Annotated in this window: 26 protein-coding genes; 11 read left to right on the top strand and 15 right to left on the bottom strand. The window is 68.8% G+C overall.

Annotated features, from left to right (window positions below; all coding sequences use genetic code 11):
• The first annotated feature begins 70 nt into the window (after positions 1-70).
• The 9 genes from PO78_RS18325 to PO78_RS18285 all read left to right on the top strand — a co-directional run bounded on the left by PO78_RS18325 (position 71) and on the right by PO78_RS18285 (position 8,622).
• Positions 71-400 (top strand): cupredoxin domain-containing protein, encoded by a 330-nt coding sequence (locus PO78_RS18325; RefSeq protein ID WP_012585576.1) that lies wholly within the window; start codon positions 71-73, stop codon positions 398-400.
• A gap of 182 nt (positions 401-582) precedes the next feature.
• Positions 583-966 (top strand): c-type cytochrome, encoded by a 384-nt coding sequence (locus tag PO78_RS18320; protein ID WP_040828605.1) that lies wholly within the window; start codon positions 583-585, stop codon positions 964-966.
• A 104-nt stretch (positions 967-1,070) separates the two neighbouring features.
• Entirely contained in the window at positions 1,071-2,279 is a 1,209-nt protein-coding gene (locus PO78_RS18315) for a cytochrome D1 domain-containing protein (RefSeq protein ID WP_043745785.1), read from the top strand.
• On the top strand, positions 2,279-3,328 hold the full coding sequence (ahbB, locus tag PO78_RS18310; RefSeq protein WP_043745782.1) for a siroheme decarboxylase subunit beta: 1,050 nt from the start codon (positions 2,279-2,281) through the stop codon (positions 3,326-3,328). The genes PO78_RS18315 and ahbB (PO78_RS18310) overlap by 1 nt, the downstream gene beginning before the upstream one ends.
• Positions 3,321-3,824 (top strand): Lrp/AsnC family transcriptional regulator, encoded by a 504-nt coding sequence (locus PO78_RS18305; RefSeq protein ID WP_004301749.1) that lies wholly within the window; start codon positions 3,321-3,323, stop codon positions 3,822-3,824. Before ahbB (PO78_RS18310) ends, PO78_RS18305 begins: the two co-directional genes overlap by 8 nt.
• Positions 3,825-3,892: 68 nt before the next feature.
• Positions 3,893-4,393, top strand: coding sequence for a siroheme decarboxylase subunit beta (gene ahbB / locus PO78_RS18300; RefSeq protein WP_231570786.1), 501 nt, complete (start codon positions 3,893-3,895; stop codon positions 4,391-4,393).
• A 113-nt stretch (positions 4,394-4,506) separates the two neighbouring features.
• Positions 4,507-5,715, top strand: coding sequence for a heme d1 biosynthesis radical SAM protein NirJ (gene nirJ / locus PO78_RS18295; RefSeq protein ID WP_004301753.1), 1,209 nt, complete (start codon positions 4,507-4,509; stop codon positions 5,713-5,715).
• A complete protein-coding gene (locus PO78_RS18290) occupies positions 5,712-7,355 on the top strand; it encodes a cytochrome D1 domain-containing protein (RefSeq protein ID WP_082047886.1) in 1,644 nt (547 codons plus the stop codon). Before nirJ ends, PO78_RS18290 begins: the two co-directional genes overlap by 4 nt.
• Before the next feature lie 79 nt (positions 7,356-7,434).
• Positions 7,435-8,622, top strand: a complete 1,188-nt coding sequence (locus PO78_RS18285) for an NnrS family protein (protein ID WP_004301758.1) — start codon at positions 7,435-7,437, stop codon at positions 8,620-8,622.
• A gap of 164 nt (positions 8,623-8,786) precedes the next feature.
• Here PO78_RS18285 and PO78_RS18280 read toward each other — a convergent pair whose 3' ends face one another.
• The 10 genes from PO78_RS18280 to PO78_RS18235 form a co-directional block, all read right to left on the bottom strand.
• A complete protein-coding gene (locus PO78_RS18280) occupies positions 8,787-9,548 on the bottom strand; it encodes a Crp/Fnr family transcriptional regulator (protein WP_012585574.1) in 762 nt (253 codons plus the stop codon).
• Between the two features lie 4 nt (positions 9,549-9,552).
• Entirely contained in the window at positions 9,553-11,466 is a 1,914-nt protein-coding gene (locus PO78_RS18275) for a nitric oxide reductase activation protein NorD (RefSeq protein WP_043745779.1), read from the bottom strand.
• A 4-nt stretch (positions 11,467-11,470) separates the two neighbouring features.
• Positions 11,471-12,490: a 4Fe-4S binding protein gene (locus PO78_RS18270; protein WP_012585572.1), complete on the bottom strand. Its 1,020-nt coding sequence runs from the start codon at positions 12,488-12,490 to the stop codon at positions 11,471-11,473.
• 17 nt (positions 12,491-12,507) lie between these two features.
• Positions 12,508-12,915 (bottom strand): hypothetical protein, encoded by a 408-nt coding sequence (locus PO78_RS18265; RefSeq protein ID WP_004304121.1) that lies wholly within the window; start codon positions 12,913-12,915, stop codon positions 12,508-12,510.
• A gap of 16 nt (positions 12,916-12,931) precedes the next feature.
• Positions 12,932-13,732, bottom strand: coding sequence for a CbbQ/NirQ/NorQ/GpvN family protein (locus PO78_RS18260; protein WP_043745777.1), 801 nt, complete (start codon positions 13,730-13,732; stop codon positions 12,932-12,934).
• A complete protein-coding gene (locus PO78_RS18255) occupies positions 13,729-14,010 on the bottom strand; it encodes a cytochrome C oxidase subunit IV family protein (RefSeq protein ID WP_004304117.1) in 282 nt (93 codons plus the stop codon). The genes PO78_RS18260 and PO78_RS18255 overlap by 4 nt, the downstream gene beginning before the upstream one ends.
• A 10-nt stretch (positions 14,011-14,020) precedes the next feature.
• Positions 14,021-14,635 (bottom strand): cytochrome c oxidase subunit 3, encoded by a 615-nt coding sequence (locus tag PO78_RS18250; protein WP_004304115.1) that lies wholly within the window; start codon positions 14,633-14,635, stop codon positions 14,021-14,023.
• Positions 14,636-14,701: 66 nt separating this feature from the next.
• A complete protein-coding gene (locus PO78_RS18245; protein ID WP_082047948.1) occupies positions 14,702-15,748 on the bottom strand; it encodes a type I glyceraldehyde-3-phosphate dehydrogenase in 1,047 nt (348 codons plus the stop codon).
• 265 nt (positions 15,749-16,013) lie between these two features.
• Positions 16,014-17,396 (bottom strand): cbb3-type cytochrome c oxidase subunit I, encoded by a 1,383-nt coding sequence (locus PO78_RS18240; protein WP_012585570.1) that lies wholly within the window; start codon positions 17,394-17,396, stop codon positions 16,014-16,016.
• A gap of 31 nt (positions 17,397-17,427) precedes the next feature.
• On the bottom strand, positions 17,428-17,853 hold the full coding sequence (locus tag PO78_RS18235) for a c-type cytochrome (protein ID WP_012585569.1): 426 nt from the start codon (positions 17,851-17,853) through the stop codon (positions 17,428-17,430).
• Positions 17,854-18,121: 268 nt separating this feature from the next.
• Between PO78_RS18235 and PO78_RS18230 the strand changes: the two genes are divergently transcribed.
• Entirely contained in the window at positions 18,122-18,865 is a 744-nt protein-coding gene (locus tag PO78_RS18230; protein ID WP_012585567.1) for an N-acetylmuramoyl-L-alanine amidase family protein, read from the top strand.
• Positions 18,866-18,941: 76 nt separating this feature from the next.
• On the opposite strand, the gene PO78_RS18225 is transcribed toward PO78_RS18230, so the two are convergent.
• The 5 genes from PO78_RS18225 to PO78_RS18205 form a co-directional block, all read right to left on the bottom strand.
• Positions 18,942-20,030 carry a BMP family ABC transporter substrate-binding protein gene (locus tag PO78_RS18225; protein ID WP_004304105.1) on the bottom strand — a complete coding sequence of 363 codons (1,089 nt, stop codon included), beginning with the start codon at positions 20,028-20,030 and terminating at the stop codon, positions 18,942-18,944.
• A 97-nt stretch (positions 20,031-20,127) separates the two neighbouring features.
• A complete protein-coding gene (locus PO78_RS18220) occupies positions 20,128-21,135 on the bottom strand; it encodes a quinone-dependent dihydroorotate dehydrogenase (protein ID WP_004304102.1) in 1,008 nt (335 codons plus the stop codon).
• Positions 21,136-21,177: 42 nt separating this feature from the next.
• Complete coding sequence (locus PO78_RS18215) at positions 21,178-21,906, bottom strand: arginyltransferase (protein WP_004304100.1); 729 nt, start codon at positions 21,904-21,906, stop codon at positions 21,178-21,180.
• 30 nt (positions 21,907-21,936) lie between these two features.
• A complete protein-coding gene (aat, locus tag PO78_RS18210) occupies positions 21,937-22,644 on the bottom strand; it encodes a leucyl/phenylalanyl-tRNA--protein transferase (protein WP_004304098.1) in 708 nt (235 codons plus the stop codon).
• Positions 22,641-23,750: an ABC transporter ATP-binding protein gene (locus PO78_RS18205; RefSeq protein ID WP_004304095.1), complete on the bottom strand. Its 1,110-nt coding sequence runs from the start codon at positions 23,748-23,750 to the stop codon at positions 22,641-22,643. Before PO78_RS18205 ends, aat begins: the two co-directional genes overlap by 4 nt.
• A 153-nt stretch (positions 23,751-23,903) precedes the next feature.
• On the opposite strand from PO78_RS18205, the gene PO78_RS18200 reads away from it, so the two are divergent.
• Positions 23,904-25,544 (top strand): ABC transporter permease, encoded by a 1,641-nt coding sequence (locus PO78_RS18200; RefSeq protein ID WP_004304093.1) that lies wholly within the window; start codon positions 23,904-23,906, stop codon positions 25,542-25,544.
• Positions 25,545-25,589: the final 45 nt, after the last annotated feature.

The raw sequence follows: 25,589 nt of genomic DNA, 5'->3' as shown, positions 1-25,589 counted from the left end.
TCCGCCGTTGTCCTTTGCGGTGGATCCATCGCGACTGCGTGGTCGCGTGGGCATGAAACGGGAGATTTCCATGAACGCCAGACTCGTTCCGGCAAGTCTGTTCGCGGTCGCAATCGGGCTTTCCGCGGCCGTTCCGGCGCAAGCCGCCGAACATCAGGTCGTGGTGGAGAAATACGCCTTTTCGCCGATGGAGTTGCGCATCAAGCGTGGCGACACCGTGACCTGGGTAAATAACGAAAAGCGGGTGAGTCATTCGGTGCTGCTGATCGGCCGCAACGAGGAGTCGGAGCGCTTTTTTCCCGGCGAGAAGTGGTCGCGCGCCTTCCCGGAGGCCGGGCGCTTCGAGTACCGCTGCGGACCGCATCCGGAAATGCTCGGCGTGGTGATCGTCGCCGAATGATGCGCGCGTGGCTCGCCGACGGATTTCGCTCGTGGGCCCGGGCGGTCGAGGTGGAAAGGGTGCGTGAGCGGATGCAGCGGGTGCGGCGGAGACCCCTCGCCCTTCGAGGTTGATGCGAGTCAAGGTTTCGACCCGGTCGAGGCCCCATGCTCTTCACCGATGCCTTACCGTCGGATGCCAGCATGAAGATTCCGCCACTCCTCGCCCACGCCGTCGTCTTCCTCGGCGCAGCGCTCGTCTCGGCCTATGCCGCAGCCTCCGGGCACGTCCCGGTCGAGCCCGCTCCGGCGCGTGCGCGCGAACTGGTCCACATCGTCCGCCAGGATTGCGGTTCCTGTCATGGCCTGACCTTCAAGGGCGGGCTCGGCCCCGCACTGACCGCCGAGGCGCTTGCCGACAAGCCGGCCGAGGGCCTTGTGGCCACCATCGTCGGTGGCCGTCCGGGGACGCCGATGCCGCCTTTCCAGTCCATCCTCTCCGAAGCCGAGGCGGAGTGGATCGTGTATTGGCTGATGCGCGGTTTTCCCGCCGATGCCGGCCTGCCGCAGGCCCCCGCGCGCAACTGAACCATCGCCGTCCGTCGTACGGCCCCCGTGCCACGCCCCTGTTGGCGAGTGCGGACGGCAGTCTTCCCGGTGGCCCTCCGCCACCCCAAGTTCCCGGAGCTCCCATGTCTTGCCGTGAAGTTCGTCTCGCACCGCCCGCCCTATGGGGCGTGGTCCTCTCCGCCATGGTCGTGCTGCTGTCGGCCTGTTCGAGCGTGCCGCCGGTCGCCGTGCGCGGCACCGGCGACCTCGGCGTGGTGATCGAGCGTGCCGACGGCAAGGTCAAGGTGATCGAGACCACTGGCCGCAGCGTGCTGGCCACCGTGGATGGCCTGGGCGATCTCTCCCACGCCTCGGTGGTTTTCTCGCGCGATGGCCGCTACGCCTTCGTGTTCGGGCGCGACGGCGGGCTGACCAAGGTCGATCTGCTGGCGCGCCGGATCGTCGGCCGCAAGGTCCAGGCGGGCAATGCGATCGGCGGCTCGATCTCGCACGACGGCAGCCTGGTGGTGGTGCAGAACTACGAACCGGGCGGCATCAAGGCCTTCGACGCCGACACGCTCGAGCTCGTCGCCGATGTGCCTGCGACCACGGACGACGGCACCCGCTCCAAGGTGGTGGGCCTCGCCGACCTCTCGGGCAAGCGCTTCATCTATTCGCTGTTCGAGGCGGGCGAGATTCGCATCACCGACTTCTCCGACCCGAAGAATCCGCTGACCCGGCGTTTTGCCGGCGGCAAGCAGCCCTACGATGCACTGGTCACGCCCGATGGCCGGTACTACATCGCCGGCCTGTTCGGCGAGGACGGCCTTGCCCTGATCGACCTGTGGAACCTCGACAAGGGCAGCCGCAAGATCCTCTCCGGCTACGGTCGTGGCGAGCAGCCCCTGCCGGTGTTCAAGATGCCCCACCTGCGCGGCTGGTCGATCGCCGGCAATCGGGCCTACCTGCCCGCCATCGGTCGCCACGAGGTGCTGGTGGTCGACACCGCCACCTGGCAGGAGGTCGATCGCATCCAGGTGAAGAGCCAGCCGGTGTTCGCCATGGCGCGCCCCGACGGGCGCGAGATCTGGGTGAACTTCGCCTTCCCCGACAACGGCTGGGTGCAGGTCATCGACACCGTCTCCGGCAAGGTCACCGACACCCTGCAGCCGGGCCGCGGCATCCTGCACATGGAGTTCCTCTCCAAGGGCCACGAGATCTGGCTGTCGGCGCGCGACGACAACAAGGTCGTGATCTACGACACCGCCAGCAAACAGCCGATCGGCGGCTTCGAGTCGGCGAGCCCGAGCGGCATCTTCTTCACCACGCGCGCCGCGCGCACGGGCTTCTGATGCCGCGCCAGGCCATCCTGCCCGCGGCGCTCGACGCCACCGGCTTCCGCCTGCTCAACGAGTGGCAGCGTGACTTCCCGCTCGAGCCGCGACCTTTCGCACGCATCGCGCAGGCGGTGGGCGCCGCCGAGGAAGACGTCATCGCGGCCTACCGCGACCTGAGCGCGCAAGGCCTGGTGAGCCGGGTGGGCGCGGTGTTCGCCCCGCGTCGCCTGGGTGCGAGCGCACTCGCGGCCCTGGCCGCGCCGCCGGAGCGCCTGGAGGAGGTCGCCGCGCGCGTCACGCGCGAGCCGGCGATCAACCACAACTACCAGCGGGAGCATCGCTACAACCTCTGGTTCGTGGTCACCGCGGCCTCGCGTGCGCAACTCGAAGAGGTGGTCGCCGGCATCGAGCGCGACACCGGCTGTGCGGTCATCGTGCTGCCGCTGGAAGAAGAGTTCCACATCGACCTGGGCTTCGACCTCAAGGCGGGCGGGGAGGGGCGGCGACCGCATGCGGGCGCGCGCGGCGATGAGCCGATCGCACGGGGCGACGCCGAGGGCGGCTGCGCGTTGCCTGCGCTCGAACGCAAGCTGATCGGCGCGCTGCAGGGCGGCCTGGTGCTGGACGCGCGCCCCTTCGCCACGCTGGCGGCGTGCGTCGGCCTCACCGAGGGCGAGGTGATCGCCTGCATCGCGCGCTGGGTGGACGAGGGCTTGATCCGCCGCTTCGGCGTGGTCGTGCGCCACCATGAGCTCGGCCTCGAGGCGAACGCCATGTGCGTGTGGGACGTCCCCGACGCCGAGGTCTCCGGGCTTGGTCGCCGGCTCGCGCAGGAGGCGGCGGTCACGCTGTGCTACCGCCGCCGCCGCGTGCTGCCCGGCTGGCCGTACAACCTGTTCTGCATGATCCACGGCAGCGCGCGCGAGGAGGTGCTGGCCGCGCGGGCGGATCTCGCCGCGCGCCTCGGCCTCGACCGCCATCCGCACGCGGTGCTGTTCAGTTGCCGGCGTTTCAAGCAGACCGGCGCGCGCTATCTCGACGCCAAGGATCTCGCCCATGTCTGAAGCCCAGCCGGCCGCGTCGGTCGGCCGTCGTGGCGTGGCCGCGAAGCGTGCGCCCGACGACACCGACCGTCGCCTGATCAATGCCATCCAGGGCGAGTTCCCGCTCTCCGAGCGCCCCTTTGCCGAGGTCGGCGTCCTGCTCGGCCTGGCGGAGGACGAGGTGATCGCGCGCCTGCAGTCGCTGCTCGACGACCGCGTGCTGACCCGTTTCGGGCCGATGTACCAGATCGAGCGCATGGGCGGCGCCTTCTGCCTGGCCGCGATCGCGGTGCCCGAGGCGCAGTGGACGAGCGCGGTGGAGGCGGTCAATGCCTTCCCCGAGGTCGCGCACAACTACCGCCGCGAGCACGCGCTCAACATGTGGTTCGTGCTCGCCACCGAGACGCCGGAGGGCATCGCCGACTGCGCGCGCCGCATCGAGGCCGCTACCGGCTTGGTGGTGCATCTGTTCCCCAAGGAACGCGAGTACTTCGTCGAGATGAGGCTGGAGGCCTGATGGTGCAAGGCATGTCCGGGAACGGAGCCCTCGCGCGGGCGGATGCGCAGGATGCCGCGGGTGCCGGCATGGATGAAGCTGCCCTTGCGGAGTTCGACCGCCGCCTCGTGCTCGCCACCCAGGGCGGCCTGCCGCTGGTTCCACGCCCCTACGCCGCGCTGGCCGAGACGCTCGGCGTGGCCGAGGGCCGCGTGCGCGAGCGCCTCGCCGCCATGCTCGCCGACGGCCGCATTCGCCGCATCGGCGCGGTGCCCAACCACTACGCCATCGGCTACACCGCCAATGGCATGAGCGTGTGGGACATCGACGCCGCGGTGATCGACGCGGTCGGCGAGCGCGTCGGTGCGCTCGACTTCGTCACCCACTGCTACCGCCGCCCGCGCCATCTGCCCGACTGGCCCTACAACCTGTTCGCGATGGTGCACGCCGCCAGCCACGAGGCCGCGCTCGCGCGCGTGGAAGAGATCGCCGCGCTGATCGCGGCGGAGTTTCCTGGTGCCTGCCGCAACCGCGACGTGCTGTTCTCGTCTGGCATCCTGAAAAAGACGGGCCTGCGCATCGGCGCCTGATCCGGCAAGCGACTCTTCCGGCCGGCACGAGCGCCCGCCCCGGGCACCCTTGACGCGCATCATTTTCATTCGCGGGCGCCTCGGGTGAAATGGCCAGCATTCAGGAGGCTCCCATGTTCCGCATCTCCCAATTCATCCGCGAGCTCGACCACCCCACGCCTGCCGGCCCCCGCCGCAACCCGCCAGGTCCGGTGGTGATCTGGAACCTGATCCGGCGCTGCAACCTCACCTGCGAGCACTGCTACTCGATCTCGGCGGACAAGGATTTCCCCGGCGAGCTGAACACACAGGAAGTCTTCAAGGTCATGGACGACCTCAAGGACGCACGCGTGCCGGTGCTGATCCTGTCCGGTGGCGAGCCGCTGCTGCGCCCCGACATCTTCGACATCGCCCGCCGCGCCAAGGGTATGGGCTTCTACGTCGGCCTGTCGTCCAACGGCACCCTGATCGACGAATCCAACATTGATGCGATCGACGAGATCGGCTTCGACTACGTCGGCGTCAGCCTCGACGGCATCGGCGCCACGCATGACCACTTCCGCCGCAAGCAGGGCGCCTTCGAGGCCTCGATGCACGGCATCCGCCTGTGCCGCGAGCGCGGCATCAAGGTCGGCGTGCGCTACACGATGACCGAGGGCAACGCCCACGACCTGCCCGCGCTGTTGAAGCTGGTCGAGGACGAGGCCATCGACAAGTTCTACTTCTCGCACCTGAACTACGCCGGGCGCGGCAACAAGAACCGCGCCGGCGACGCCCGCCACCGCACCACCCGCGAGGCCATGGAGCTGCTTTTCGAGACCTGTCTCGACCTGCACCGGCGTGGCATCGACAAGGACTTCGTCACCGGCAACAACGATGCCGACGGCCCCTTCCTGCTGCACTGGGTGCAGCGCCGCTTCCCCGACAAGGCCGCCCACATCGAGGCCAGGCTGCGCCAGTGGGGCGGCAACGCCAGCGGGGTGAACGTCGCCAACATCGACAACCTGGGCATCGTGCACCCGGACACCATGTGGTGGCACGTGCCGCTTGGCAACGTGCGCCAGCGCGCCTTCGGCGAGATCTGGAACGACCTGTCGAACCCGCTGCTCGCCGGCCTCAAGCAGCATCCGCGCAAGCTGGAGGGGCGCTGCGGCGCGTGCAAGTACCTGGAGATCTGCAACGGCAGCTCGCGCGTGCGCGCGGAGCAGGTCACCGGCAACCCGTGGGCGGAGGACCCGGCCTGCTACCTCTACGACGAGGAGATCGGCGTGAATCCGGCAGACTACGGCGCCGAGCGCGTCGTCACGACGCCCTGGACCCGCATCGACAAGGTTTCCGCATGAAGATCCGCGCCTCGACCCTGACCGGCCTGTTCGCACTCGCCGGTGCACTGGTCGTCTTGCCTGCCGCCGCTTCGCCGGACAAGGCCGTCGCTCGGGCCGCGTCCGGGGCAGCGGCGTCGCCGGCTGCCATCGACGTACCCGCGCTCTACGCGCAGCATTGCGCGGCCTGCCATGCGCCCAATCGCCTCGGAGCGATGGGGCCCGCGTTGCTGCCCGACAACCTGGGCCGCCTGCGCAAGAGCGAGGCTGCCAAGGTGATCGGCGAGGGCCGGCCCGCGACCCAGATGGCCGGCTTCGCCGCGCAGCTGGGCAAGGACGAGATCGCCGCGCTCACCGAGTGGATCTACACCCCGGTGGTGCCCGAGCCGCGCTGGACCGACGAGGACATCCGCGCCTCGCGCGTCGTCCATGTCGACACCGCGACCCTTTCCGACAAGCCGGTGTTCGACGCCGACCCGCTCAACCTCTTCCTGGTGGTGGAGGCGGGCGACCACCACGTCAGCGTGCTCGACGGCGACAGGCTCGAGCCGATCCACCGCTTCCAGTCGCGCTTCGCGCTGCATGGCGGGCCCAAGTTCGCCGCCAACGGGCGCTACGTGTTCTTCGCCTCGCGCGACGGCTGGATCACCAAGTTCGATCTGTGGAACCTCAAGGTCGTGGCCGAGGTGCGTGCCGGCATCAACACACGCAACGTCGCCGCATCGCCCGACGGCACCCACGTCGCGGTGGCCAACTACCTCCCCAACACGCTGGTGCTGCTCGACGGCGAGCTGAACCTGGTCAAGACCATCCCGGCGATGGACCGCGACGGCAAGAAGAGCTCGCGGGTGTCGGCGGTGTACGACGCCACCCCGCGCCAGTCCTTCATCGCCGCGCTCAAGGACGTCGGCGAGGTGTGGGAGATCAGCTACACCAAGGCGGTCGAGGACATCCCGGTCAGCTACATCCACGACTACACACAGCGCGAAGGCAGCTTCATTCCCGGTTACCTCAACCCGCGCCGCACCATCCTCGCCGAGGTGCTCGACGACTTCTTCTTCACCCAGGACTATTCCGAGCTGATGGGGGCCTCGCGCGAGGGGGTCGGCCAGGTGGTGAACCTCGACGTGCGCAAGAAGATCGCCAATCTGCCGCTTGACGGCATGCCGCACCTGGGCTCGGGCATCACCTGGGAATGGCAGGACCCCGCCGCCGGTCCGGGCGCCAGGCCGCGCACGGTGATGGCGAGCACCAACCTCAAGGCGGGCGAGGTCACCGTGATCGACATGAAGACCTGGGAGGTGGTGAAGCGCATCCCCACCCGCGGCCCGGGCTTCTTCCTGCGCAGCCACTCCAGCAGCCGCTATGCGTTCGTCGATTCGATGATGAGCGCGGAGGCCAAGCACATCCTGCAGGTCATCGACAAGCAGACGCTGGAGGTGGTGTGCGAGATCACCGGTGAGCCGGGCAAGACGCTCGCCCACGTCGAGTTCACCCGCGATGGCCGCCATGCGCTCGCCAGCCTGTGGGAGGACGAGGGCGCGGTGATCGTCTATGACGCGCGGACCCTCGAGGAGGTCAAGCGCCTGCCGATGAGAAAGCCTGTGGGCAAGTACAACGTATGGAACAAGATCACGCGCGAGGAAGGCACCAGCCACTGATTCCTCCCGGCCGGGCAGGTGTGCGGCCGTGCGCAGCTTCATCCGCCTTCAACCCGTTCAGCAGAAAAGAGAACCGAACATGGCGCTGATCCGCCTCGACGAACCCACCACCAAACGCATTCCGCCCGACACCTTCTCGCTGTGGGCGCTCGCCTTTCGTCCCTTCTACCTGCTCGCCGCACTGTTCGCAGCGATCGCGGTGCCGGTTTGGGCGGTGGCCTACTCGGGCGCGATCGACCTGCCCATGCCGGGAATCTGGTGGCATTCGCATGAGATGATCTTCGGCTTCGCCGTGGCGGTGATCATCGGCTTCCTGTTCACCGCAGGGCGCAACTGGACCGGGCTCGACACCCCGACGGGCAAGCCGCTCATGGTGCTCGCCGCGGTGTGGCTCGCCGGGCGCCTGGCGATGGCCTTCGGCAGCGGAGCCTGGGTGGCCATCGTCGATCTGGCCTTCCTTCCGGTCGCGGCGGGGATGCTGCTGAAGGTGCTGATCAAGGCCAAGAGCAAGCGCAACTACTTCGTCGGTGCGCTGCCCGCGATGCTCGCGCTCGCGAACCTGTTCTTCCACCTCGCCGTGCTCGGCGTGATCGAGGCCGATCCGCTGACCGCCATGCACCTGGCCCTCGGCCTGGTGGTGGTGCTGGAGACCATCGTCGGCGGCCGCGTGATCCCGATGTTCATCTTCAACGCGGTACGTGGCGTCAAGCAGTGGCGCAACGTGAAGGTCGACTGGGCGGCGGCGATCGCCACCGGTATCGCGCTGCTGCTGTGGGCGCTGGGTGCCGGAGGCTGGGCGGGTGTGGTGTCGTTGATCGCAGCCGTTCTGCAGGCGGTGCGGCTAGGCGGCTGGAACCCTTGGGCGACGCGCGGCCATCCCATCCTGTGGGTGCTGCAACTGGCCTATCTGTGGATTCCGCTCGGCCTGGCGCTGCTCGCGCTTACCCAGTTCGGCGTGCTGCCGCGCTCGGCCGGAGTCCATGCCCTGGCCATCGGCGCGACCGGCGGCCTGATCATCGGCATGATTACCCGCACCGCGCTCGGCCACACCGGCCGCATGCTGATCGCCGGTCGCATCGAGACCGCGGCCTACGCCCTGGTGCTGATCGCCGCGCTGGTGCGGGTGCTGACCGTGGGCTTCTTCCCGGCCGCACAGTTCGGCGGCGTGCATGCGGCCGCCACGCTGTGGTCGATCGCCTTCCTGCTCTACCTGTGGCGCTACGCCCCTTACCTCTGGTATGCGCGGGTGGACGGCAAGGAGGGTTGAGCGCTTGCGGGGCGCCCACAAACAGGAAAGGGGCCTGCGGGCCCCTTTTGCATCGCCCGGACATTCACGACGGCTCAAGAATCGCCCTGCAGGAGCGATGCGAGACGCGATTGCGACGTTCCGGAAGCGTGGGTGCGGGTTTGACGCGCTGAAAGGCGTGACCCTCAACCCAGGCTTCGGCGCAGGCGGCCGATGTCGGGGATGTGGATGGTGCGGCCTTCGACCTGGATGAGGCCTGCGCTGGTGAGTTCGCTGAGGATGCGGGAGAAGTGTTCCTGGGTGAGGTTGAGCCGCGAGGCGATCGTGCCCTTGCTGGTGGGCAGGCGCAACGACACCGAGCCTTCGGCCACCCCGTCGCCGTCACGCTCCTCTTCGCGCAGCAGATAGCCCACCACGCGGTCGCGACCCGAACGCAGCGAGTAGCTCTCGACGTCGGCCATCAGCAGATGCAGTCGCTGGGCCAGGCCGGCGATGATCTTGCGGCAGAACAAGGGATCGCCCGACATTTCCTCGAAGAAGATCTGCTTGCCGATGTGCAGCAGGGTGGCGTCGGTCAGTGCCTGCGCCATCACGACGTAGGGCTTTTCCATGAACATCACCGCCTCGCCGAAGCTGCGTCCGGCGTAGAGGATGTCGACCACCTTCTCGTTGCCCTCGGCCGAGGTGAAGGCGAGCTTGATCTGGCCGTCGAGGATGAGGTGGAAGCCGTGGCAGGGGTCGCCGCGATGGAACAGGATCTCGCCGCGCGCGACCCGTACCTCGCGCACACCACGCGCGAAGCGGACGATATCCTCGCAGGCGAGGCCGTTGAAAAGCGGCGCGCGCGCGAGCAACCGGCACAGGCGGTCGATCTCCGTGACCGGGCTGGCGGGGGAGGAATCGATCCGGACAGGTCTTTCCCCGACCGGGGTGGCGTTACGAGGCATGGCTTCAGCGGGTGAGCTGGGCATAGAACATGGGCAGGCGTGCGGGCAACTCGTCGGGTTGGCGGATCACCGCGTAGCCGGCCGGACCGAAGAGGTGCGGCAGGTAGCTTGCGCCTTCGCGGTCGATGGTAACGCAGAACGGCACCACACCGCGGTTGCGTGCCTCGACGACGGCGACGCGGGTGTCCTCGATGCCGTAGCGGCCGTCGTAGAGATCGAGGTCGTTGGGTTTGCCGTCGGACAGGATCAGCAGGATGCGGCGTGCGGCGCGCTGGCGGTCGAGGATCGTGGTGGCGTGGCGGATCGCCGCGCCCAGGCGGGTGTAGTAGCCCGGCTTGATCGCCATGATGCGGCCGCGCGCGCGGTCGTCGAAGCGCTGGTCGAAGTCCTTGAGGCGGTGGAAGCGCACGTTGCTGCGCTTGACCGAGGAGAAGCCGCATAGCGCGAAGCTGTCGCCGGTGGCGAGCAGGGCTTCGCCGAAGAGCAGCAGCGAGTCGCGGATGACGTCGATCACACGCGCCTCGGAGGAGACCCAGGAATCGGTCGACAGCGACAGATCGGCCAGCGCCAGGCAGGCGAGGTCGCGCTCGCGCTTCTCGAGCGAGAGGTAGAGCTGATCGGACGGATGGTGGCCGGTGGCGCGGTCGGTGGCGGCGCGCACCACCGCGTCGAGGTCGAGCTCGGTGCCGTCGACCTGCGCCTTGAGCCAGCGTCTGCCCGGAGTGAGCGCGGCGAACTGGCGGTGCAGCCGGCGCGCAGTGCGGCGCAGGTGCTCGGGCAGGGCGCAGGGGGCGGCGCGCGGGTCGTGGATCGAGGGGGTGAGCTCGGCGAGGCGGACGTGGTCCTCGAGCAGCAGGTTCTTGCGGTAGTCCCACTCGGGCAGCGGGATGCCGTCGCCGAGCACGACGTCGTCCTCGGCAGCCGAGGGCAGGTCGAGGTCGAAGCGCACCTTGGAGGCGACGCGCTCGCCGTCGCGGGTGATCGACAGGTGGTCGAGGTTGGCGGCGGCGTCGGCGGCGTTGTCGTCGGGCTCGTCGTCGGTGCTGCGCTGGACCTTGATGAACTCCGCCACCGACAGCAGGCTCTCGGCGCGGAAGGGGATGATCATGCCGTGCTTTTCCGGCATTTTCTCCTGGCGCTCGACACGGTGGGCCTGGCGGCTGCTGTCCTTGCCGGGACGGCTGGCGCCGGCCTCGCCGAGCTCGCCGCCCGCGCCGGCGCCGCCGCTGCCGCCCGCGGCGCTGGCGTGGAACTCGCTCAGCCACAGCAGCACGGGCTGGGTGGCGCGCGCCTTGGCGGGCAGGCGGGGCAGGGCGGCGACGCTGCCGGGGGCGTGCAGGGCGAGGCGGATCAGCTTCTCGCGTTCGGCCTCGGCGGGCGGCAGCTTGTCGAGCCTGGGGCGCTGGGCGATCACCGCGTCGACCAGGCGGCGGTAGCGTGCCTGGATGCCCGGCCAGCGCGCCAGGGCGCGCAGGGTGGCGGCCTGGTTCTCGCGCAGCTCGCGGGTGGCGGCCTCGTCGATCGGCTCGTCGGGCACGGGGCCGAGCGCGGGGTGGCCGTCGCCATCCTCCGCGGGGGGCGCGGCGGCCACGGCGGCGAGCCAGAGGTAGAGGTCGCGGTTGAGGCCGCGCTCGGGCAGCACGTCGAGCTCGGGCGGCAGGCGCAGCGTGGACACGTCCATGCGCGCGCGCGCGACGCGTTCGTCGGCGCCGGCGATGCGCTGCAGCAGGCTGCGCCGCGCGCCATGCTCGTCGGTGGTGGCGGCCGCCAGGCGCAGGCCGGGGTCGCCGCCGAGGGCGCGGAAGAACACGCCCGCGGTCTTCTCGATGTCGCGCAGGCGGACCGCCGCCTTGGGGAAGTGTCCGCCGGCGGCGCGGGTGATGAGGCGGTGCCAGAGCAGGCCTACGGTTTCTTCCATGGCGTCAGCGATCCTTGAGTGCGCGGAACCCTGCCTCGTTCTGGCGCGCCGCCTCGCCGGCCACCCAGGACAGCAGCGGCCCCTGCGGGTTGGCGTGCTGGGTGGTCGCGCAGGCGTCGACGCATTGGCGGCACTGGGTGCAGGTGAACATGTGGCGCTTGATGTTGCGCGGGCGCAGCCGCATCGGGCAGGCGGCGTCGCAGGCGGACTGGCGGTCGGGCAGGCAGTTCGAGCAATCGCTCGCGCGCTCGCGCTCGAAGCCGACCACCAGCGCGTCGCGGTTGCCCATCCAGGCCAGGCTCTGGAACAGCCCGACGGCGCACACGAAGCGGCAGAACAGGTGACGTGCGAAGAGGAACTCGAGGCTCAGCACCACCGTGGCCGCGGTGAGGAAGATCGCCTGGTTGCGCGTGAGCTCGCCGGCGAAGAGGTTGCCGTACACCTGCGCGGGCGGCAGCAGGTAGGTGAGCAGCACCACCGCCCACAGGAAGGCGAAGCCCACCGCCGCCGGCACGACGACGCCCCACCAGCGCGCGTCCACCCGCGCGGGGCGGCCGTCGGGCTTCCACGCCGGCAGCAGGTGGCGGTCCCATACCGAGGCCTTGCCCGAAGCGCGCGCCATCAGCCGGTTGATCGACTCCACCACCGAGAAGTGCGGGCACAGCCAGCCGCAGTACAGCCTTCCCCACTTCCACGCCGCGCCGATGACCAGCGCGGCGAGCGCGAGCAGGGGCACGAAGAGATTCAGGATGATGCTCCCGGCCGCCTCGAGTGCGCTCGCCTGGCCGGCGAGGAAGGGGTCGAGGCCGAGCCGCCATTCCATGCCGAGCAGCCAGGCGTGGTCGGCGTCGAGGTCGTAGCGGAAGAGATCGAATACCGGCGCGAGCACGAAGAGCGCGAAGAAGCCGGCCTGGAACGCACGCCGGCGGCGCTGCATCGCCGCGGCGGCGGCCGCATCGCCCGCAGGGGCGGTGGCGATCGGGATGACACGCTGCGGTTTGCGCGCAGGGGCTCCGGTGTTCATCGTGGTCACCGGCCGGCTCAGGAGGGCTCGCGCGGTCCGAACACCGGGAAGCGCCAGCTGCGGCCGTTGATCGCGCGCGACAGGCCCATCACGCCGAGCAGGATCAGGCTCGAGTGGACGAAGGTGAAATAGAGGACCCCGATCACCCAGGTCCACGGATTGTCGAAGCCGCCGAGCAGGAAGATCGCGACGCTGATCACGACCAGCAGCAGCCCGCCCCAGATGCAGGTCCACCCGGTCTGGCGCAGGTGATTGCGCACCAGCGGATCGGGGTGCCCGCGATGCAGGTACCACAGCACCATCAGCGCGAGGAATGCCAGCCCGGGCAGGAGCATCAGGTTGATCAGGAACAGCGCCTCGGCGACGACCGCCAGGCGCGGGCCGGGCATGACGTGGCGGAGCGGATCGGCGCGCTTGATTTCCATCTCGATGTCCCGGCCGTCAGCGGCCGAAGGTGGCGGCGACCACCTCCATCAGTCCCTCGGCGACGTCGGCGTCGTCGGTCAGGCTCTCGACGATGCCGACCCGGCTGGCGGCGACCGGGTCCATGCCGTCCTTGACGAGCAGGGCGGTATACACGAGCAGGCGGGTGCTCGCGGCCTCTTCCAGGTCGCGGTCCTTGAGCGCGCGCAGCGCGTTGGCGATGGCAACCAGGCGCTTGGCCAGGTCGGGTGCGCACGCGGTCTCGCCGATCAGCACCGCCTCTTCCTGCTCGGGGCGCGGGAAGTCGAAGCGCAGGCTGACGAAGCGCTGGCGGGTCGAAGGCTTCATGCCCTTGAGCAGGTTCTGGTAGCCGGGGTTGTAGGACACCACAAGCATGAAGGAGGGTGGCGCCTCGAGGAGCTCGCCGGTGCGGTCGATCGGCAGCACGCGACGGTCGTCGGCGAGCGGGTGCAGCACCACGGTGGTGTCCTTGCGTGCCTCGACCACCTCGTCGAGGTAGCAGATGCCGCCTTCGCGTACCGCGCGGGTGAGCGGGCCGTCGCACCACATCGTCTTGCCGTCGCCGATCAGGTGGCGGCCGACCAGGTCGGCGGCGGTGAGGTCGTCGTGGCAGGCCACGGTGTACAGGGGCAGGCCGAGGCGTGCGGCCATGTGCGAGACGAAGCGCGTCTTGCCGCAGCCGGTGGGGCCCTTGATCAGCAGGGGCAGGCGGTTCTTCCAGGCGTGCTGGAAGATGTCCACCTCGTCGCCGGCGGGTTGGTAGAAGGGAATGTCGAGGTTGGGCGTATCGGGCTTCATTGGGCGAGTCCCTTGATGTAGGCGATGGCGATCAGCGCCCAGACGACGATGATCCAGCCCATCGTGATCGCGCGCCAGAGCAGCGGTGCATGGCGCAGCGCCATGAAATCGAGGATGACCACCGCGCCCTTCCAGAACGAGATCGCGGCGAGGATGGCGACGCCCCAGGTGCCGGTCACGCCGAGCGAGCCCATGCCCCAGGTGGCGACGGTGGCGAGGATCAGGGTGGCGAACAGGATCGTGGAGCCGCGGGGCGTTCCGTGCATGCGTGCGCTCATGGCGGGCTCCTCAGTGGATGACGTAGACGAGCGGGAAGAGGATCAGCCAGACCAGGTCGACCATGTGCCAGTAGGCGGCGCCGGTCTCCAGTCCGTTCATCTCGCCCGGGCGGTAGCGGCCCTGGCGCGCGCCGTTCCACATCGCGATCAGGATTACCAGACCCAGGATCACATGCATGAAGTGGAAGAAGGTCAGCGACAGGTAGAACATGTGGAAGGTGCTGCTGGAGAGGCTGATGTTGTGCTCGAACGCTGCGGCGTACTCGCTCAGCTTGACGACGATGAAGCCGAGGCCGGTGAGGATCGCGCCGCCCAGCCAGTTGGCGCACTGTCGCGAGGCCTGGGCCTCGGCGGCCTGCACGGCGCGCACCACGAAGTAGCTCGCGGTGAGCAGCAGCACGGTGTTGAGCGCGCCCGCGTTGCGGTTGAGTGCGGCCTGCTCGGCGGCGAAGAGTTCGATGTTTTTGGCGCGCGCGAAGGCGTAGGCGGCGAAGAAGACCCCGAAGGCGAGCAGCTCGGCGAGGATGAAGAACCAGATCGCGAGGTCGCCCGCAAGGCGGGGGCCGTGCGCCTGTGCCGGTCCGCCGGCCGGCAGGGAACTCGGCGGAGTGGTGACGGTATTCATGCGGCGCAGTCTAGGCAGAAGGGCGCGGGTTTAACTTGATCGTGGTTAATTGGGATTCGTTCGTGTTCAGCCCGCCGCCGCCAGCCAGCGCCGGGTGACGTCGACCATGCGGCTGGCGAAGCCCCATTCGTTGTCGAACCACACCACCAGGTTGAGCATCTTCGCTCCGACTGCGCGCGTCTGGCTGCAGTCGATGATCGCCGAGTGCGGGTCGTGGTTGAAGTCGATCGAGGCGTGCGCCTCGTCCGAGCACGCGAGCAGGCCGCGCTGCGGCCCGGCGGCGGTCTCGCGCAGCAGGCGGTTGACGGCCTCGGCCGAGACCTCGCGGCCGAAGCTCAGCACCATGTCGATCGCGGAGACGTTGTGGGTGGGCACGCGGATCGCCTTCGCCTGCACGCGGCCGGCGAGCGCCGGGAGCAGGCGTTCGACGCCGCGCGCCAGGCCGGTCGACACCGGGATGATCGACTGCATCGCCGAGCGTGTGCGGCGCAGGTCGGCGTGGTGGTAGCCGTCGATCAGCGGCTGGTCGTTCATCGCCGAATGCAGTGTGGTGAGCAGGGCCTGCTCGATGCCGATCTCGCGGTGCAGGCAGTCGAGCACCGGGACCACGGCGTTGGTGGTGCACGACGCGTTAGACACCAGGCGCTCGGGGCCGCGCAGCTCGTCCTCGTTGATGCCGAACACCACTGTGACATCCACATCCTCGGCGCCGTTGCCGGGGTGCGACAGCAGGAGTCGCGGGCAGCCGGCAGCGATGAAGCGCTGCAAGTCGCGGCGTCCGCCGTACTGTCCGGAGCACTCGACGACGAGATCGAGCCCCATCGCGGTCCAGTCGACCTCTTCCGGGGCGCTCGCGTGGCTCACGTGGATCGCATGACCGTCCACGATCAGCTCGCGCTCGCTGCGGTCCACCACCCCCGGAAACCTGCCATGGGTCGAGTCGAAGCGGGTGAGGTAGGCGATGCTGGCGAGGTCCGCAGGCTCGTTGATCGCGACGATGCGGTAGCGCTCGGCGAGGCCGGCTTCGTGCAGGGCACGCAGGTAGCAACGACCGATGCGGCCGTAGCCGTTGATCGCGATGCGGAAGGGGCGCTCGACGCCGCTCGGGTGCAGGACGGGAGGTGCGTCGTGGGACGGCGGGGAGGGCGGAAGGGAGGCGTTGGGCACGGGCGGAGGGGAGCGAGCGGAGGCGATGGGACGCGCGCGCCGGGGGGATCCGGTGGCAGCGGAGTGCCGTTCGGGCGCGGACGAAGCCCGACATTCTAGCGGCCGCTCCATGCTGCGAGCGTGGCACGCAAAAAAAGAGGGGCGGCTCGCGCCGCCCCAACCCCTTACCCTGGATGATCCAGGCTTGTTACCGCATTTCGGTCGGCAGGGCTCAGCCGTGCACGACCCCCTTGGCATCGCCCTTCACGAAGAAGCTGGCGAGATAGGCCAGCAGGCCGATGAAGAACATCACGCCCGCCCATTCGCGCATCCAGTAGAACAGCATCAGCTGATCCTGGGTGGCCATGAAGGACATCGGGGTGTCGGACACGCGCTGCAGCCAGACCTGCAGGATGCCGGCGGCGGTCAGGAACAGGGTGATGAAGACCATCGCGATGGTCATCAGCCAGAACGCCCACATCTCCAGCACTTGCGCCTTGGTCGAGTTGGCGGCGCGGCCGCGCAGGATCGGCATGGCATAGCTGATCATGGTGATCACGACCATCACGTAGGCGCCGTAGAACGCCATGTGACCGTGCGCGGCGGTGATCTGCGAGCCGTGGGTGAAGTAGTTCACCGGAGCCAGGGTGTGCAGGAAGCCCCACACGCCAGCGCCGAGGAAGGCCATCACGCCGGTACCGAGCGCCCACAGCACGGCAGCCTTGTTCGGGTGCTCGCGACGACGACGGTTGACCATGTTGAACGCGAAGACGGTCATGGCGAAGAAGGGGATCGGCTCCAGCGCGGAGAAGATCGAACCCCACCACTGCCAGTATTCCGGCGTGCCGATCCAGAAGTAGTGGTGGCCGGTACCGATGATGCCGGTCACGAGCGCCAGGGTGATGATGACGTACAGCCACTTCTCGATCACTTCACGGTCTACACCGGTGACCTTGATGAGCACGAAGGCGAGCATCGCGGCCATGATCAGTTCCCACACGCCTTCCACCCAGAGGTGAACCACCCACCACCAGTAGAACTTGTCGCGGACGAGGTTGACCGGGTTGTAGAAGGAGAACAGGAAGAAGATCGCCAGACCCCACAAGCCGAGCAGCAGCACGATGCTGATGACGGTCTTGCGGCCCTTGAGCACGGTCATCGTGATGTTGAACAGGAAGGCGAGCGCGACGATCACGATGCCGATCTTGGTCAACAGCGGCTGCTCGAGGAACTCCCGGCCCATGGTGGCGAGGATGTCGTTGCCCGTCATGGACGCCAGCGTGCTGTAAGGCACGAGCAGGTAGCCCACGATGGTCAGCGCACCGGCCACCAGGAAGATCCAGAACATCGCCAGCGCCAGCTTCGGGCTGAAGAGTTCGGTCTCGGTCTCTTCCGGGATCAGGTAGTAGGCCGCACCCATGAAGCCGAACAGCAGCCACACGATCAGCAGGTTGGTGTGAACCATCCGCGCGACGTTGAACGGAATCTCCGGGAACAGGAAGTCCCCGACGACGTACTGCAGGCCCAGAATCAGGCCGAAGATGATTTGCCCCACGAACAGACCGATCGCCGCGATGAAGTAGGGCATGGCGACCGCTTGTGATTTGTATTGCATGGATATCCCCTTGTGGTCTCCAGAGTTCCGATCAGCCCTCGATGTTGGGCGGCCAGTTGGCGGTGTTGATTTCCGAGGTGTACTTCAGGAAGGCCACCAGCTGGTCGAGCTCTTCATCGGTGAGGTTGAACTGCGGCATCTGGCGACGGCCGGGGGCTCCGGTGGGCATGGCCTGCATCCAGCCCTTGATGAAGTCGCCGCCGCGGCGCTTGTAGACGTTGCCGAGTTCGGGAGCGAAGTAGGCGCCCTCGCCGAGCAGCGTGTGGCAGCCCAGACAGTTGCGGGTTTCCCAGATGTGCTTGCCGGCGGCAACCTCGGGGGTGATGGCGGCGCGGTTGTCCCGGTTGGGCAGCTCGCGCTCGGTGTCGAAGGTGAGCGCCAGGAACAACAGGAAGAAGAACGTCGTCCCCCCGTAGAAGATGTTCCGCGCCATCGATTTTGTGAAAATACCGCTCATGGAGTACTCCTCATCGCTTGTCTCGTTTTGTCAGGAAGGTCTCGGTTCGCCCGCGTGGGTCAGGGGTACAACTGTCCACGGCAATGCCGATGGTGGGCGGATTGTCACGGCGGGCACCCGCGCTCTCCATGATTTGAATCAAGATGTAGCCCGAGTGGAACTTTTCCATCCGCATGGGCGCTCGCTTTGCGGGTCTTTGCAGGCCTCGGGGCACGCACGGACCGGGGATGCGTGGCGGCGCGCGCCGCGCCACGGGCTGCTTGCGCTCGTGCTGGCGGCGATCGCGGGGGGGGCGCTGGCTGGCGGGGAGGGGCCAGGGCCGGTGGCTGTCGACGTCGGCCACACCCTGGACGCGCCCGGGGCGACGAGCGCGCGCGGCCGCAGCGAGTTCGAGTTCAACCGCGATCTTTCCGTGCATGTGGTCGATGCACTGCACGCGCGCGGCTGGGCGGTGAGCACCATCAACGCCGACGGCCGCATCGCGAGCCTGCGCGCGCGGCCGCAGGCCGCCGGCGAGGCCGGAGCGGCCTTCCTGCTCTCGCTGCATCACGACTCGGTCAATGCCGTCGAGTTGCGCCCGTGGACCTGGGAGGGGCGTGCGCTCGACTACAACGACGAGTTCGCCGGGCATTCGCTCTTCGTCTCGCGCGACAACCCCGATACGGCCATGAGCATCCTGTGTGCGCGTGCGATCGGCGCCCGCCTGCAGCGCATGGGTTTCGAGCCCACGCACAAGAACGGCCGCCGGCGCAGCTACGCCGACCGCGAGCACGCGGTGCACCACTACGACGGGCTGGCGGTGCTGCGCCACGCGCGCATGCCGGCAGTGCTGTTCGAAGCCGGCATCCTGAAAAACCGCGACGAGGAACTGTTGCTGCGCGACCCCGAACGCCAGGCGCGCATGGCCGACGCGATCGCCACCGGGATCTCGGCCTGCCTGCGCAACGGCCTTCCGGCCGACGACGAGGCGTGGGCGGACCGCCCGGATCGCGCCGACCCGCCCACACCGTGAAGCGAGCGGGGGGCTGCCCGCTCCGCACGGGGGCGGTCTCGTCGCCGGGTGGAACCGACGTGGTGGGGAAGCAGGCTTACTTGGCGGTGGGCAGGCGCGAACCGACGCCCTGGACGAAGTAGTCCATCCTGCCCAGGGTGGCATCGTCCATCACCGCACCGGCGGCGAGGCGTTCCTTCCCGGCCTGGTCGAGCACCGGGCCGGTGAAGGGATGCAGGCTGCCGGCGGTGATGCGGCCCTGGAGTTCCTTGACCATGGCCTGCACGTCGGCCGGAATCGCCGGGTTGAGCGGGGCGAGGCGGATCATGCCGTCCTTCATGCCACCCCACACGCCCTCCGGCTTCCACGTGCCCCCGAGCACCGCGTCGACGGTGCGGGCGTAGAACTCGCCCCAGTGGTGGGTGGTGGCGGTGAGCTGGGACTTGGGCGCGTACTTCGACATGTCGGAGTGGTAGCCGAAGGCGTACACGCCCTTTTCTTCCGCGGCCTGGACGGTGGCGGTGGAGTCGGTGTGGTGGGTGAGCATGTCGGCGCCCTGCGAGATCAGGGTCATCGCCGCCTCGCGCTCCTTGCCCGGGTCGTACCAGCTGTTGGCCCAGATCACCCGCACCTCGACGTTCGGGTTCACGCTGCGCGCGCCCAGGGTGAACGCGTTGATGCCCTGCAGCACCTCGGGGATCGGGAAGGCGCCGACGTAGCCGAGGACGTTGGACTTGGTCATCTTGCCGGCGATCACGCCGTTGAGGTAGCGGCCCTCGTAGAAGCGCGCGTTGTAGGGCGCGAAGTTCTTCGCCGACTTGTAGCCGGTGGCGTGCAGGAAGGTGACGTTGGGGAACTGGCGGGCGACGCGCTCGACGTAGTTCATGTAGCCGAAGCTGGTGGCGAACACGATCTTGCTGCCGCTGGCGGCGAACTCGCGGATCACGCGCTCGGCATCGGCACCTTCCGCGACGTTCTCGACGTAGCGCGTCTCGATCCTGCCGCCGAGCGTCTTCTCGAGCTCCTTGCGACCGAGGTCGTGCTGGTAGGTCCAGCCGGCATCGCCGATCGGGCTCACATAGACGAAGCCGACCTTCGCGGCGTCCGCGGCGTGGGCGGCGAAGGGCAGGGTGGCTGCGACCGCAAGCGCGGCGGCGGAGAGGACGAACTGGCGGCGATGAGTCATCTTGGGCTCCTCGGAGGGTCGGAAGGTCGGCACGGGCGCCGCTGCGGACGAGCGCGGCGTGCTGCTCGCCGGGTGAAGGAAGAGGTCGGGGAAGGACTCACCCCGCGGTGGCGCGCACGCATTCGCGCACCAGTGCCGGGCCGCGGTAGATGAGTCCGCTGTAGAGCTGAACCAAAGCGGCGCCGGCCTCGAGCTTGGCGCGCGCCTGTGCGCCCTCGAGCACGCCTCCGGCGGCGATGATCGGCAACTCGCCGGCGAGCGCGTGCGCGAGCTTGCGCACCACGGCGGTGGAAGCCTCGAACACCGGCGCGCCCGACAGGCCGCCCTGTTCGTTGCCGTGGGCGATGCCCTGCACCTTGTCGCGCGCGATCGTGGTATTGGTGGCGATCACGCCGTCGATGCGGTGGCGGCGCAGCGCGTCGGCGATGTTGCTCACCTGCGCGTCGTCGAGGTCGGGGGCGATCTTGAGGGTGAGCGGGACGTAGCGCCCATGTTGCTCGGTGAGGCGGGTCTGCGCCGCCTTGAGGCGGCCGAGGAGGTCGTCGAGTTCGGATTCGCCCTGCAGCTGGCGCAGGTTCTTGGTGTTGGGCGAGGAGATGTTCACCGTGACGTAGCTCGCCAGGGCGTACACTTTTTCCAGGCAGGCGAGGTAGTCGTCGGCGGCACGCTCGATCGGGGTGTCGAAGTTCTTGCCGATGTTTATGCCGAGGATGCCGCGGTACTTCGCCGCACGCACGTGCGCGAGCAGGACGTCGACGCCGTGGTTGTTGAAGCCCATGCGATTGATGATGCCCCGCACCTCGGGCAGGCGGAACATGCGCGGGCGGGGGTTGCCCGGCTGCGGGCGCGGCGTGATCGTGCCGATCTCGAGGAAGCCGAAACCGAGGCGGGCGAGGCCGTCGATCGCCTCGCCGTTCTTGTCGAGCCCGGCGGCGAGGCCGACGCGGTTGGGAAAGCGCAGGCCCATGACCTCGACCGCGCTCGCCGGCTCCGGCTCGGCGGCGGGCAGCAGCTTGCCGGCATAGTGCAGGCCATGCAGGGTGAGGTTGTGGGCGGTCTCGGGGTCGAGCGCGAACAGGAGGGGGCGGGCGAGTTCGTAGAGCATCGCGAGATTGTAGCGAGTCGACCCGACCGCCGGGCGCCGTGATCAGGCGAAATCGCCCGGAAAGGGCTGCCAGTCGCCGTCGATCAGCGCCTCGAGCGGGCGGAAGCGCGCCTTGTAGGCCATCTTCGGGCTCTCGCCGATCCAGTAGCCCAGGTACACGTGCGGCAGTCCGAGCACCCTGCACGCCTCGATCTGCCAGAGCACGCCCCAAGTGCCGAAGGCGCTGCGCGGCTGGTCGGGATCGTAGAAGGTGTAGACGCTCGACAGGCCGTCGGTGAGGCGATCGATCACGCTCACCATGCGCAGGCTGCCATAGCTGCGGAACTCCACCAGGCGGGTGTCGACATGGCTCTGCAGCAGGAAATGGGCGTACTGCTCGCGGTTGTCGAGGTCCATGCCGCCGCCGGCGTGGCGGGCGGTCTGGTAGCGCTGGTAGAGCTGGTAGTGCTCCTCGACGAATTCGAGGGGACGCTCGATCGGGATCAGATCTGCATGTCGAGCCCATGTCCTGCGCTGGCTGCGGTCGGGCTGGAAGCGCTCGACCGGCACGCGCACCGGCACGCAGGCCTGGCAGTGGTCGCAATAGGGGCGGTAGGTGAACACCCCGCTGCGGCGAAAGCCGCGGCGCACGAGTTCGCTATAGACCTGCGGGTCGATGAGATGGCCCGGGGTGGCGACCTGCGAGCGCGCGCTCCGCCCGGCCAGGTAGGAGCATGCGTAGGGCGCCGTGGCGTAGAACTGGATGAGGGCGTAGGGATAGTCCGATTTCATCGCGTCCGTCGTGCAACTTGCCGTCCTGCGTCAGTTCCAGTCGAAGTCCTGCATTGTTCGCTCGGCCCAGCGCTGCGGCGCCGGGCCGTCGTGCGCCCACTGGCGCAGGGCGGCGGTGAAACGCGCCCTCGGCACCTCGCGTGCCCCGAGCGAGCACAGGTGGGCGGTGGTCATCTGGCAGTCGATCATGCCATAGCCGCGTTCGGCGAGCAGCCGCGCGAGATGGGCGAGCGCCACCTTGGAGGCGTCGGTCTCGCGCGCGAACATCGACTCGCCGAAGAACACGCGGCCGATCGCCATGCCGTAGAGTCCGCCCACCAGCCGGCCCTCTCGCCAGCATTCGACACTGTGCGCCCAGCCCAGTTCGTGCATGCGCTGGTAGGCGGCGCGCATCGCGGGGGTGATCCAGGTGCCCGGGCCGCCGGCGCGCGCCGCGGCGCAGGCCAGCAGCACCTCGGCGAAGGCGGTGTCCGTCCTGACCTCGAAGCGCCGTCGGCGCAGGGTCTTGCGCAGCGAATGGCTGACGTGGAATTCGTCGGGCACGAGCACCAGGCGAGGGTCGGGTGTCCACCACAGGATGGGTTCGCCCTCGCTGAACCAGGGGAAGATGCCGCGGCGGTAGGCGGCGAGCAGCCAGGGTGGGGTGAGCGCGCCACCGGCGGCGAGCAGCCCGTTGGGTTCGCGCAAAGCGCGCTCGTCGGCGGGGAAGCCCGGCTCCGCGCCCAGCCAGGGGATCATGCCAGAGACGCTGCGGGATGGGCGGGCGCGCACTCGTCGGCGCGCTCGTCGGAGAAGGTGACGACGTGGTCGACGTCGAGGCGGATGCCGATGCGCTCGCCGATGGCGTGGTTGTGGTGGCTGGGCACCAGCGAGAGCACGCGCGCGCCGCCCGCCAGGCGCAGGGTGTACAGGATGTCTGCGCCGCGGAAAGCCTTATGCACCACCTCGGCGCGCAGCGCGCTGGCGTCGTCGTGCACGAGGTCGTCTGGGCGCAGCAGCACGTCGACCGGGCTGCCATGCACGCAACCGGCGCAGTCGGCGCAGCACACCAGCGGCTGCGTGCTGTCGAGCACGCCGAGCTCGATCTGCACGCGGTGATCGTCGAGCACCTTGCCGCGCAGGAAGGCACCCTGGCCGATGAAGTCGGCGACGAAGCGGTTGGCCGGGCGGTGGTAGAGGTTGTAGGGCGTATCCCATTGCTGGATGCGACCCTCGTGCATGATGCCGATCTCGTCGGCCACTGCGAAGGCCTCGTGCTGGTCGTGGGTGACCAGGATCGCGGTGGTGTCGGCGGCCTTGATGATCTCGCGCACCTCGTACGACAGGCGTTCGCGCAATTCGACGTCGAGATTGGAGAAGGGCTCGTCGAGCAGCAGCAGGCTGGGCTTGGGAGCGAGTGCACGCGCGAGCGCGACGCGCTGCTGCTGGCCGCCGGACATCTCGTGCGGATACTTGCGGCCCTGTCCGGCGAGGCCGACCAGCGCGAGCAGCTCGTCCACCCGCGCGTTGCGCACGGCGGCGCTGTCGCGCCGGAGGCCGAAGCCGATATTGTCCGCCACCGAGAGATGCGGGAAGAGCGCATAGTCCTGGAACACCATGCCGATGCGCCGGCGCTCGGGCGGCAGCATGTGGCGCGGCGTGCTGACGACCTCGCCGTCGAGGCGGATCTCGCCGGCCGCCAGCCGTTCGAAGCCGGCGATGCAGCGCAGCACCGTGGTCTTGCCGCAGCCGGAAGGCCCGAGCAGGCAGCCGATGCGGCCCTTCTCGAGCTGCAGTGAGAGCTGGCGGACCACGAGGTGGCTGCCGAAGGCGAGGTCGATGCGGGAAAGGTCGAGGTGGGACATCGCGGTCGTCGAGGGCCTATGGGCGTGGGGAATTATTGCACCCCGGTGTTCCAAATGCGATCAATTATAATTCGCTCAGTTCGCGGGGGCCGATTTCCGGCGCCGGGGCGCAATCATGGGAACGGCATGGATTCGACGGCAGGGCAGGGCGCGATGCGCATTCGGTTTTCTTCGCTGACAGTGCTGGCGGTTGTGGTGGCCACGCTGATCGCGGCGCCGGTGCTGTCGGTGTTCTCCAACGTGCTCGCCGGCGACACCGGGGCGACCTGGTCGCACCTGGCCGACACGGTGCTCGGCGAGTTCGTGTTCAACACCGTGGTGCTATGCATCGGCGTCGGCCTGGGGGTGTCGTCGATCGGCGTGACCTCGGCCTGGCTGACGACGATGCTGGACTTTCCCGGGCGGCGCTTCCTGGAGTGGGCGCTGGTGCTGCCGCTGGCGATGCCGGCCTATGTGATGGCCTACGTGTATACCGATTTTCTCCAGTTCGTCGGCCCGGTGCAGGGCTGGCTGCGCGAGACCTTCGGATGGGGGCGCGGCGACTACTGGTTCCCCGACGTGCGCACCGTCGGCGGCGCGGTGGCGATGTTCATGTTCGTGCTCTACCCGTATGTCTACATGATCGCGCGCACCGCCTTCCTGGAGCGTGCGGGCGGGATGCTCGAGGCCGGGCGCACGCTCGGGCTGGGTCCGTGGGGCTCGTTCTTCCGCGTCTCCCTGCCGCTGGCGCGCCCGGCGGTGGTGGCCGGCACCGCGCTGGCGCTGATGGAGACGCTGGCCGACTTCGGCACCGTGTCCTACTTCGGCGTGCAGACCTTCACCACCGGCATCTATCGCGCCTGGTTCTCGCTCGGCGACCGCATCGCCGCCGCGCAGCTGTCGGCCGCGCTGCTCGCCTTCGTGGTCCTGGTGCTGACCCTGGAGCGCATGTCGCGCGGGCGGGCGCGCTTCAACAACACCTCGCGCCAGGTGGCGATGCCGGTGCGGCTGCGCCTGCCGCTGGCGCTCGGTGTGCTCGCCGCGTTCGCCTGCTTCATGCCGCTGCTGCTCGGCTTCCTGCTGCCGGCGGCGCTGCTGCTGCGCATGGCCTTCCTTGAGGGCGATGCCCAGTTCGGCGCGCGCTTCGTCGAGCTGGCGCACAACAGCTTCGTGCTCGCGGCGATCACCGCGGTGGTGGCGGTGCTGCTCGCAGTGCTGCTCGCCTACGCCGCACGCTTGGCGCGCTCGCGCCTGCCGCAGGTGCTCAACCGCATCGTCGGACTGGGCTACGCGGTGCCCGGCTCGGTGATCGCGGTGGGCGTGCTGATCCCGCTGACCCGGGTGGATCGCTGGCTGGCCCAGGGCTGGGAGGCGTTGTGGGGGACGAACCCCGGGCTGCTGCTCACCGGCGGCATCGCCGCGCTGATCTACGCGTACCTGGCGCGCTTCCTCGCAGTGGCGCTGCAGACGGTCGAGTCCAGCCTGGGCAAGATCACCCCCAACATGGACGACGCCTCGCGCAGCCTGGGCTTCGGCAAGTGGGCGACGCTGAGGCGGGTGCACATGCCGATGCTGCGCGGTAGCCTGCTCACCGCCGGCCTGCTGGTGTTCGTCGATGTCATGAAGGAGCTGCCCGCCACGCTGGTGATCCGACCCTTCAACTTCGACACCCTCGCCACCCAGGCGCACACGCTTGCGGCCGACGAGCGCCTGGCCGAAGCCTCGACCGCGGCGCTGATCATCGTGGCGGTGGGCTTGCTGCCGATGTTCTGGATTTCGCGCCAGATCCTGCGCGTGCGCCGCCGGGAGGGCTGAGCGAGGTGCCTGCCGACGCGAAATAATGCACGCGGGGTGCGCTGC

Source organism: Thauera sp. SWB20, from assembly GCF_000831325.1.
Taxonomy (GTDB): Bacteria; Pseudomonadota; Gammaproteobacteria; order Burkholderiales; family Rhodocyclaceae; genus Thauera; species Thauera aminoaromatica.
The sequence above is the reverse complement of the archived record's forward strand: the minus strand, read 5'-3'. Positions and strand labels throughout refer to the sequence as shown.

Coding starts and splice junctions, on each gene's coding strand:
- PO78_RS18315 (WP_043745785.1), top strand. CDS start 1,071: ATGTCTTGCCGTGAAGTTCGTCTCGCACCGCCCGCCCTATGGGGCGTG.
- PO78_RS18265 (WP_004304121.1), bottom strand. CDS start 12,915: ATGGAAATCAAGCGCGCCGATCCGCTCCGCCACGTCATGCCCGGCCCG.
- PO78_RS18290 (WP_082047886.1), top strand. CDS start 5,712: ATGAAGATCCGCGCCTCGACCCTGACCGGCCTGTTCGCACTCGCCGGT.
- PO78_RS18225 (WP_004304105.1), bottom strand. CDS start 20,030: ATGACTCATCGCCGCCAGTTCGTCCTCTCCGCCGCCGCGCTTGCGGTC.
- PO78_RS18325 (WP_012585576.1), top strand. CDS start 71: ATGAACGCCAGACTCGTTCCGGCAAGTCTGTTCGCGGTCGCAATCGGG.
- PO78_RS18200 (WP_004304093.1), top strand. CDS start 23,904: ATGCGCATTCGGTTTTCTTCGCTGACAGTGCTGGCGGTTGTGGTGGCC.
- ahbB (WP_231570786.1), top strand. CDS start 3,893: ATGGATGAAGCTGCCCTTGCGGAGTTCGACCGCCGCCTCGTGCTCGCC.
- PO78_RS18280 (WP_012585574.1), bottom strand. CDS start 9,548: ATGCCTCGTAACGCCACCCCGGTCGGGGAAAGACCTGTCCGGATCGAT.
- PO78_RS18235 (WP_012585569.1), bottom strand. CDS start 17,853: ATGAGCGGTATTTTCACAAAATCGATGGCGCGGAACATCTTCTACGGG.
- PO78_RS18320 (WP_040828605.1), top strand. CDS start 583: ATGAAGATTCCGCCACTCCTCGCCCACGCCGTCGTCTTCCTCGGCGCA.
- PO78_RS18240 (WP_012585570.1), bottom strand. CDS start 17,396: ATGCAATACAAATCACAAGCGGTCGCCATGCCCTACTTCATCGCGGCG.
- PO78_RS18285 (WP_004301758.1), top strand. CDS start 7,435: ATGGCGCTGATCCGCCTCGACGAACCCACCACCAAACGCATTCCGCCC.
- PO78_RS18250 (WP_004304115.1), bottom strand. CDS start 14,635: ATGAATACCGTCACCACTCCGCCGAGTTCCCTGCCGGCCGGCGGACCG.
- PO78_RS18215 (WP_004304100.1), bottom strand. CDS start 21,906: ATGAAATCGGACTATCCCTACGCCCTCATCCAGTTCTACGCCACGGCG.
- PO78_RS18275 (WP_043745779.1), bottom strand. CDS start 11,466: ATGGAAGAAACCGTAGGCCTGCTCTGGCACCGCCTCATCACCCGCGCC.
- PO78_RS18270 (WP_012585572.1), bottom strand. CDS start 12,490: ATGAACACCGGAGCCCCTGCGCGCAAACCGCAGCGTGTCATCCCGATC.
- PO78_RS18305 (WP_004301749.1), top strand. CDS start 3,321: ATGTCTGAAGCCCAGCCGGCCGCGTCGGTCGGCCGTCGTGGCGTGGCC.
- PO78_RS18205 (WP_004304095.1), bottom strand. CDS start 23,750: ATGTCCCACCTCGACCTTTCCCGCATCGACCTCGCCTTCGGCAGCCAC.
- aat (WP_004304098.1), bottom strand. CDS start 22,644: ATGATCCCCTGGCTGGGCGCGGAGCCGGGCTTCCCCGCCGACGAGCGC.
- PO78_RS18220 (WP_004304102.1), bottom strand. CDS start 21,135: ATGCTCTACGAACTCGCCCGCCCCCTCCTGTTCGCGCTCGACCCCGAG.
- PO78_RS18255 (WP_004304117.1), bottom strand. CDS start 14,010: ATGAGCGCACGCATGCACGGAACGCCCCGCGGCTCCACGATCCTGTTC.
- PO78_RS18260 (WP_043745777.1), bottom strand. CDS start 13,732: ATGAAGCCCGATACGCCCAACCTCGACATTCCCTTCTACCAACCCGCC.
- nirJ (WP_004301753.1), top strand. CDS start 4,507: ATGTTCCGCATCTCCCAATTCATCCGCGAGCTCGACCACCCCACGCCT.
- ahbB (WP_043745782.1), top strand. CDS start 2,279: ATGCCGCGCCAGGCCATCCTGCCCGCGGCGCTCGACGCCACCGGCTTC.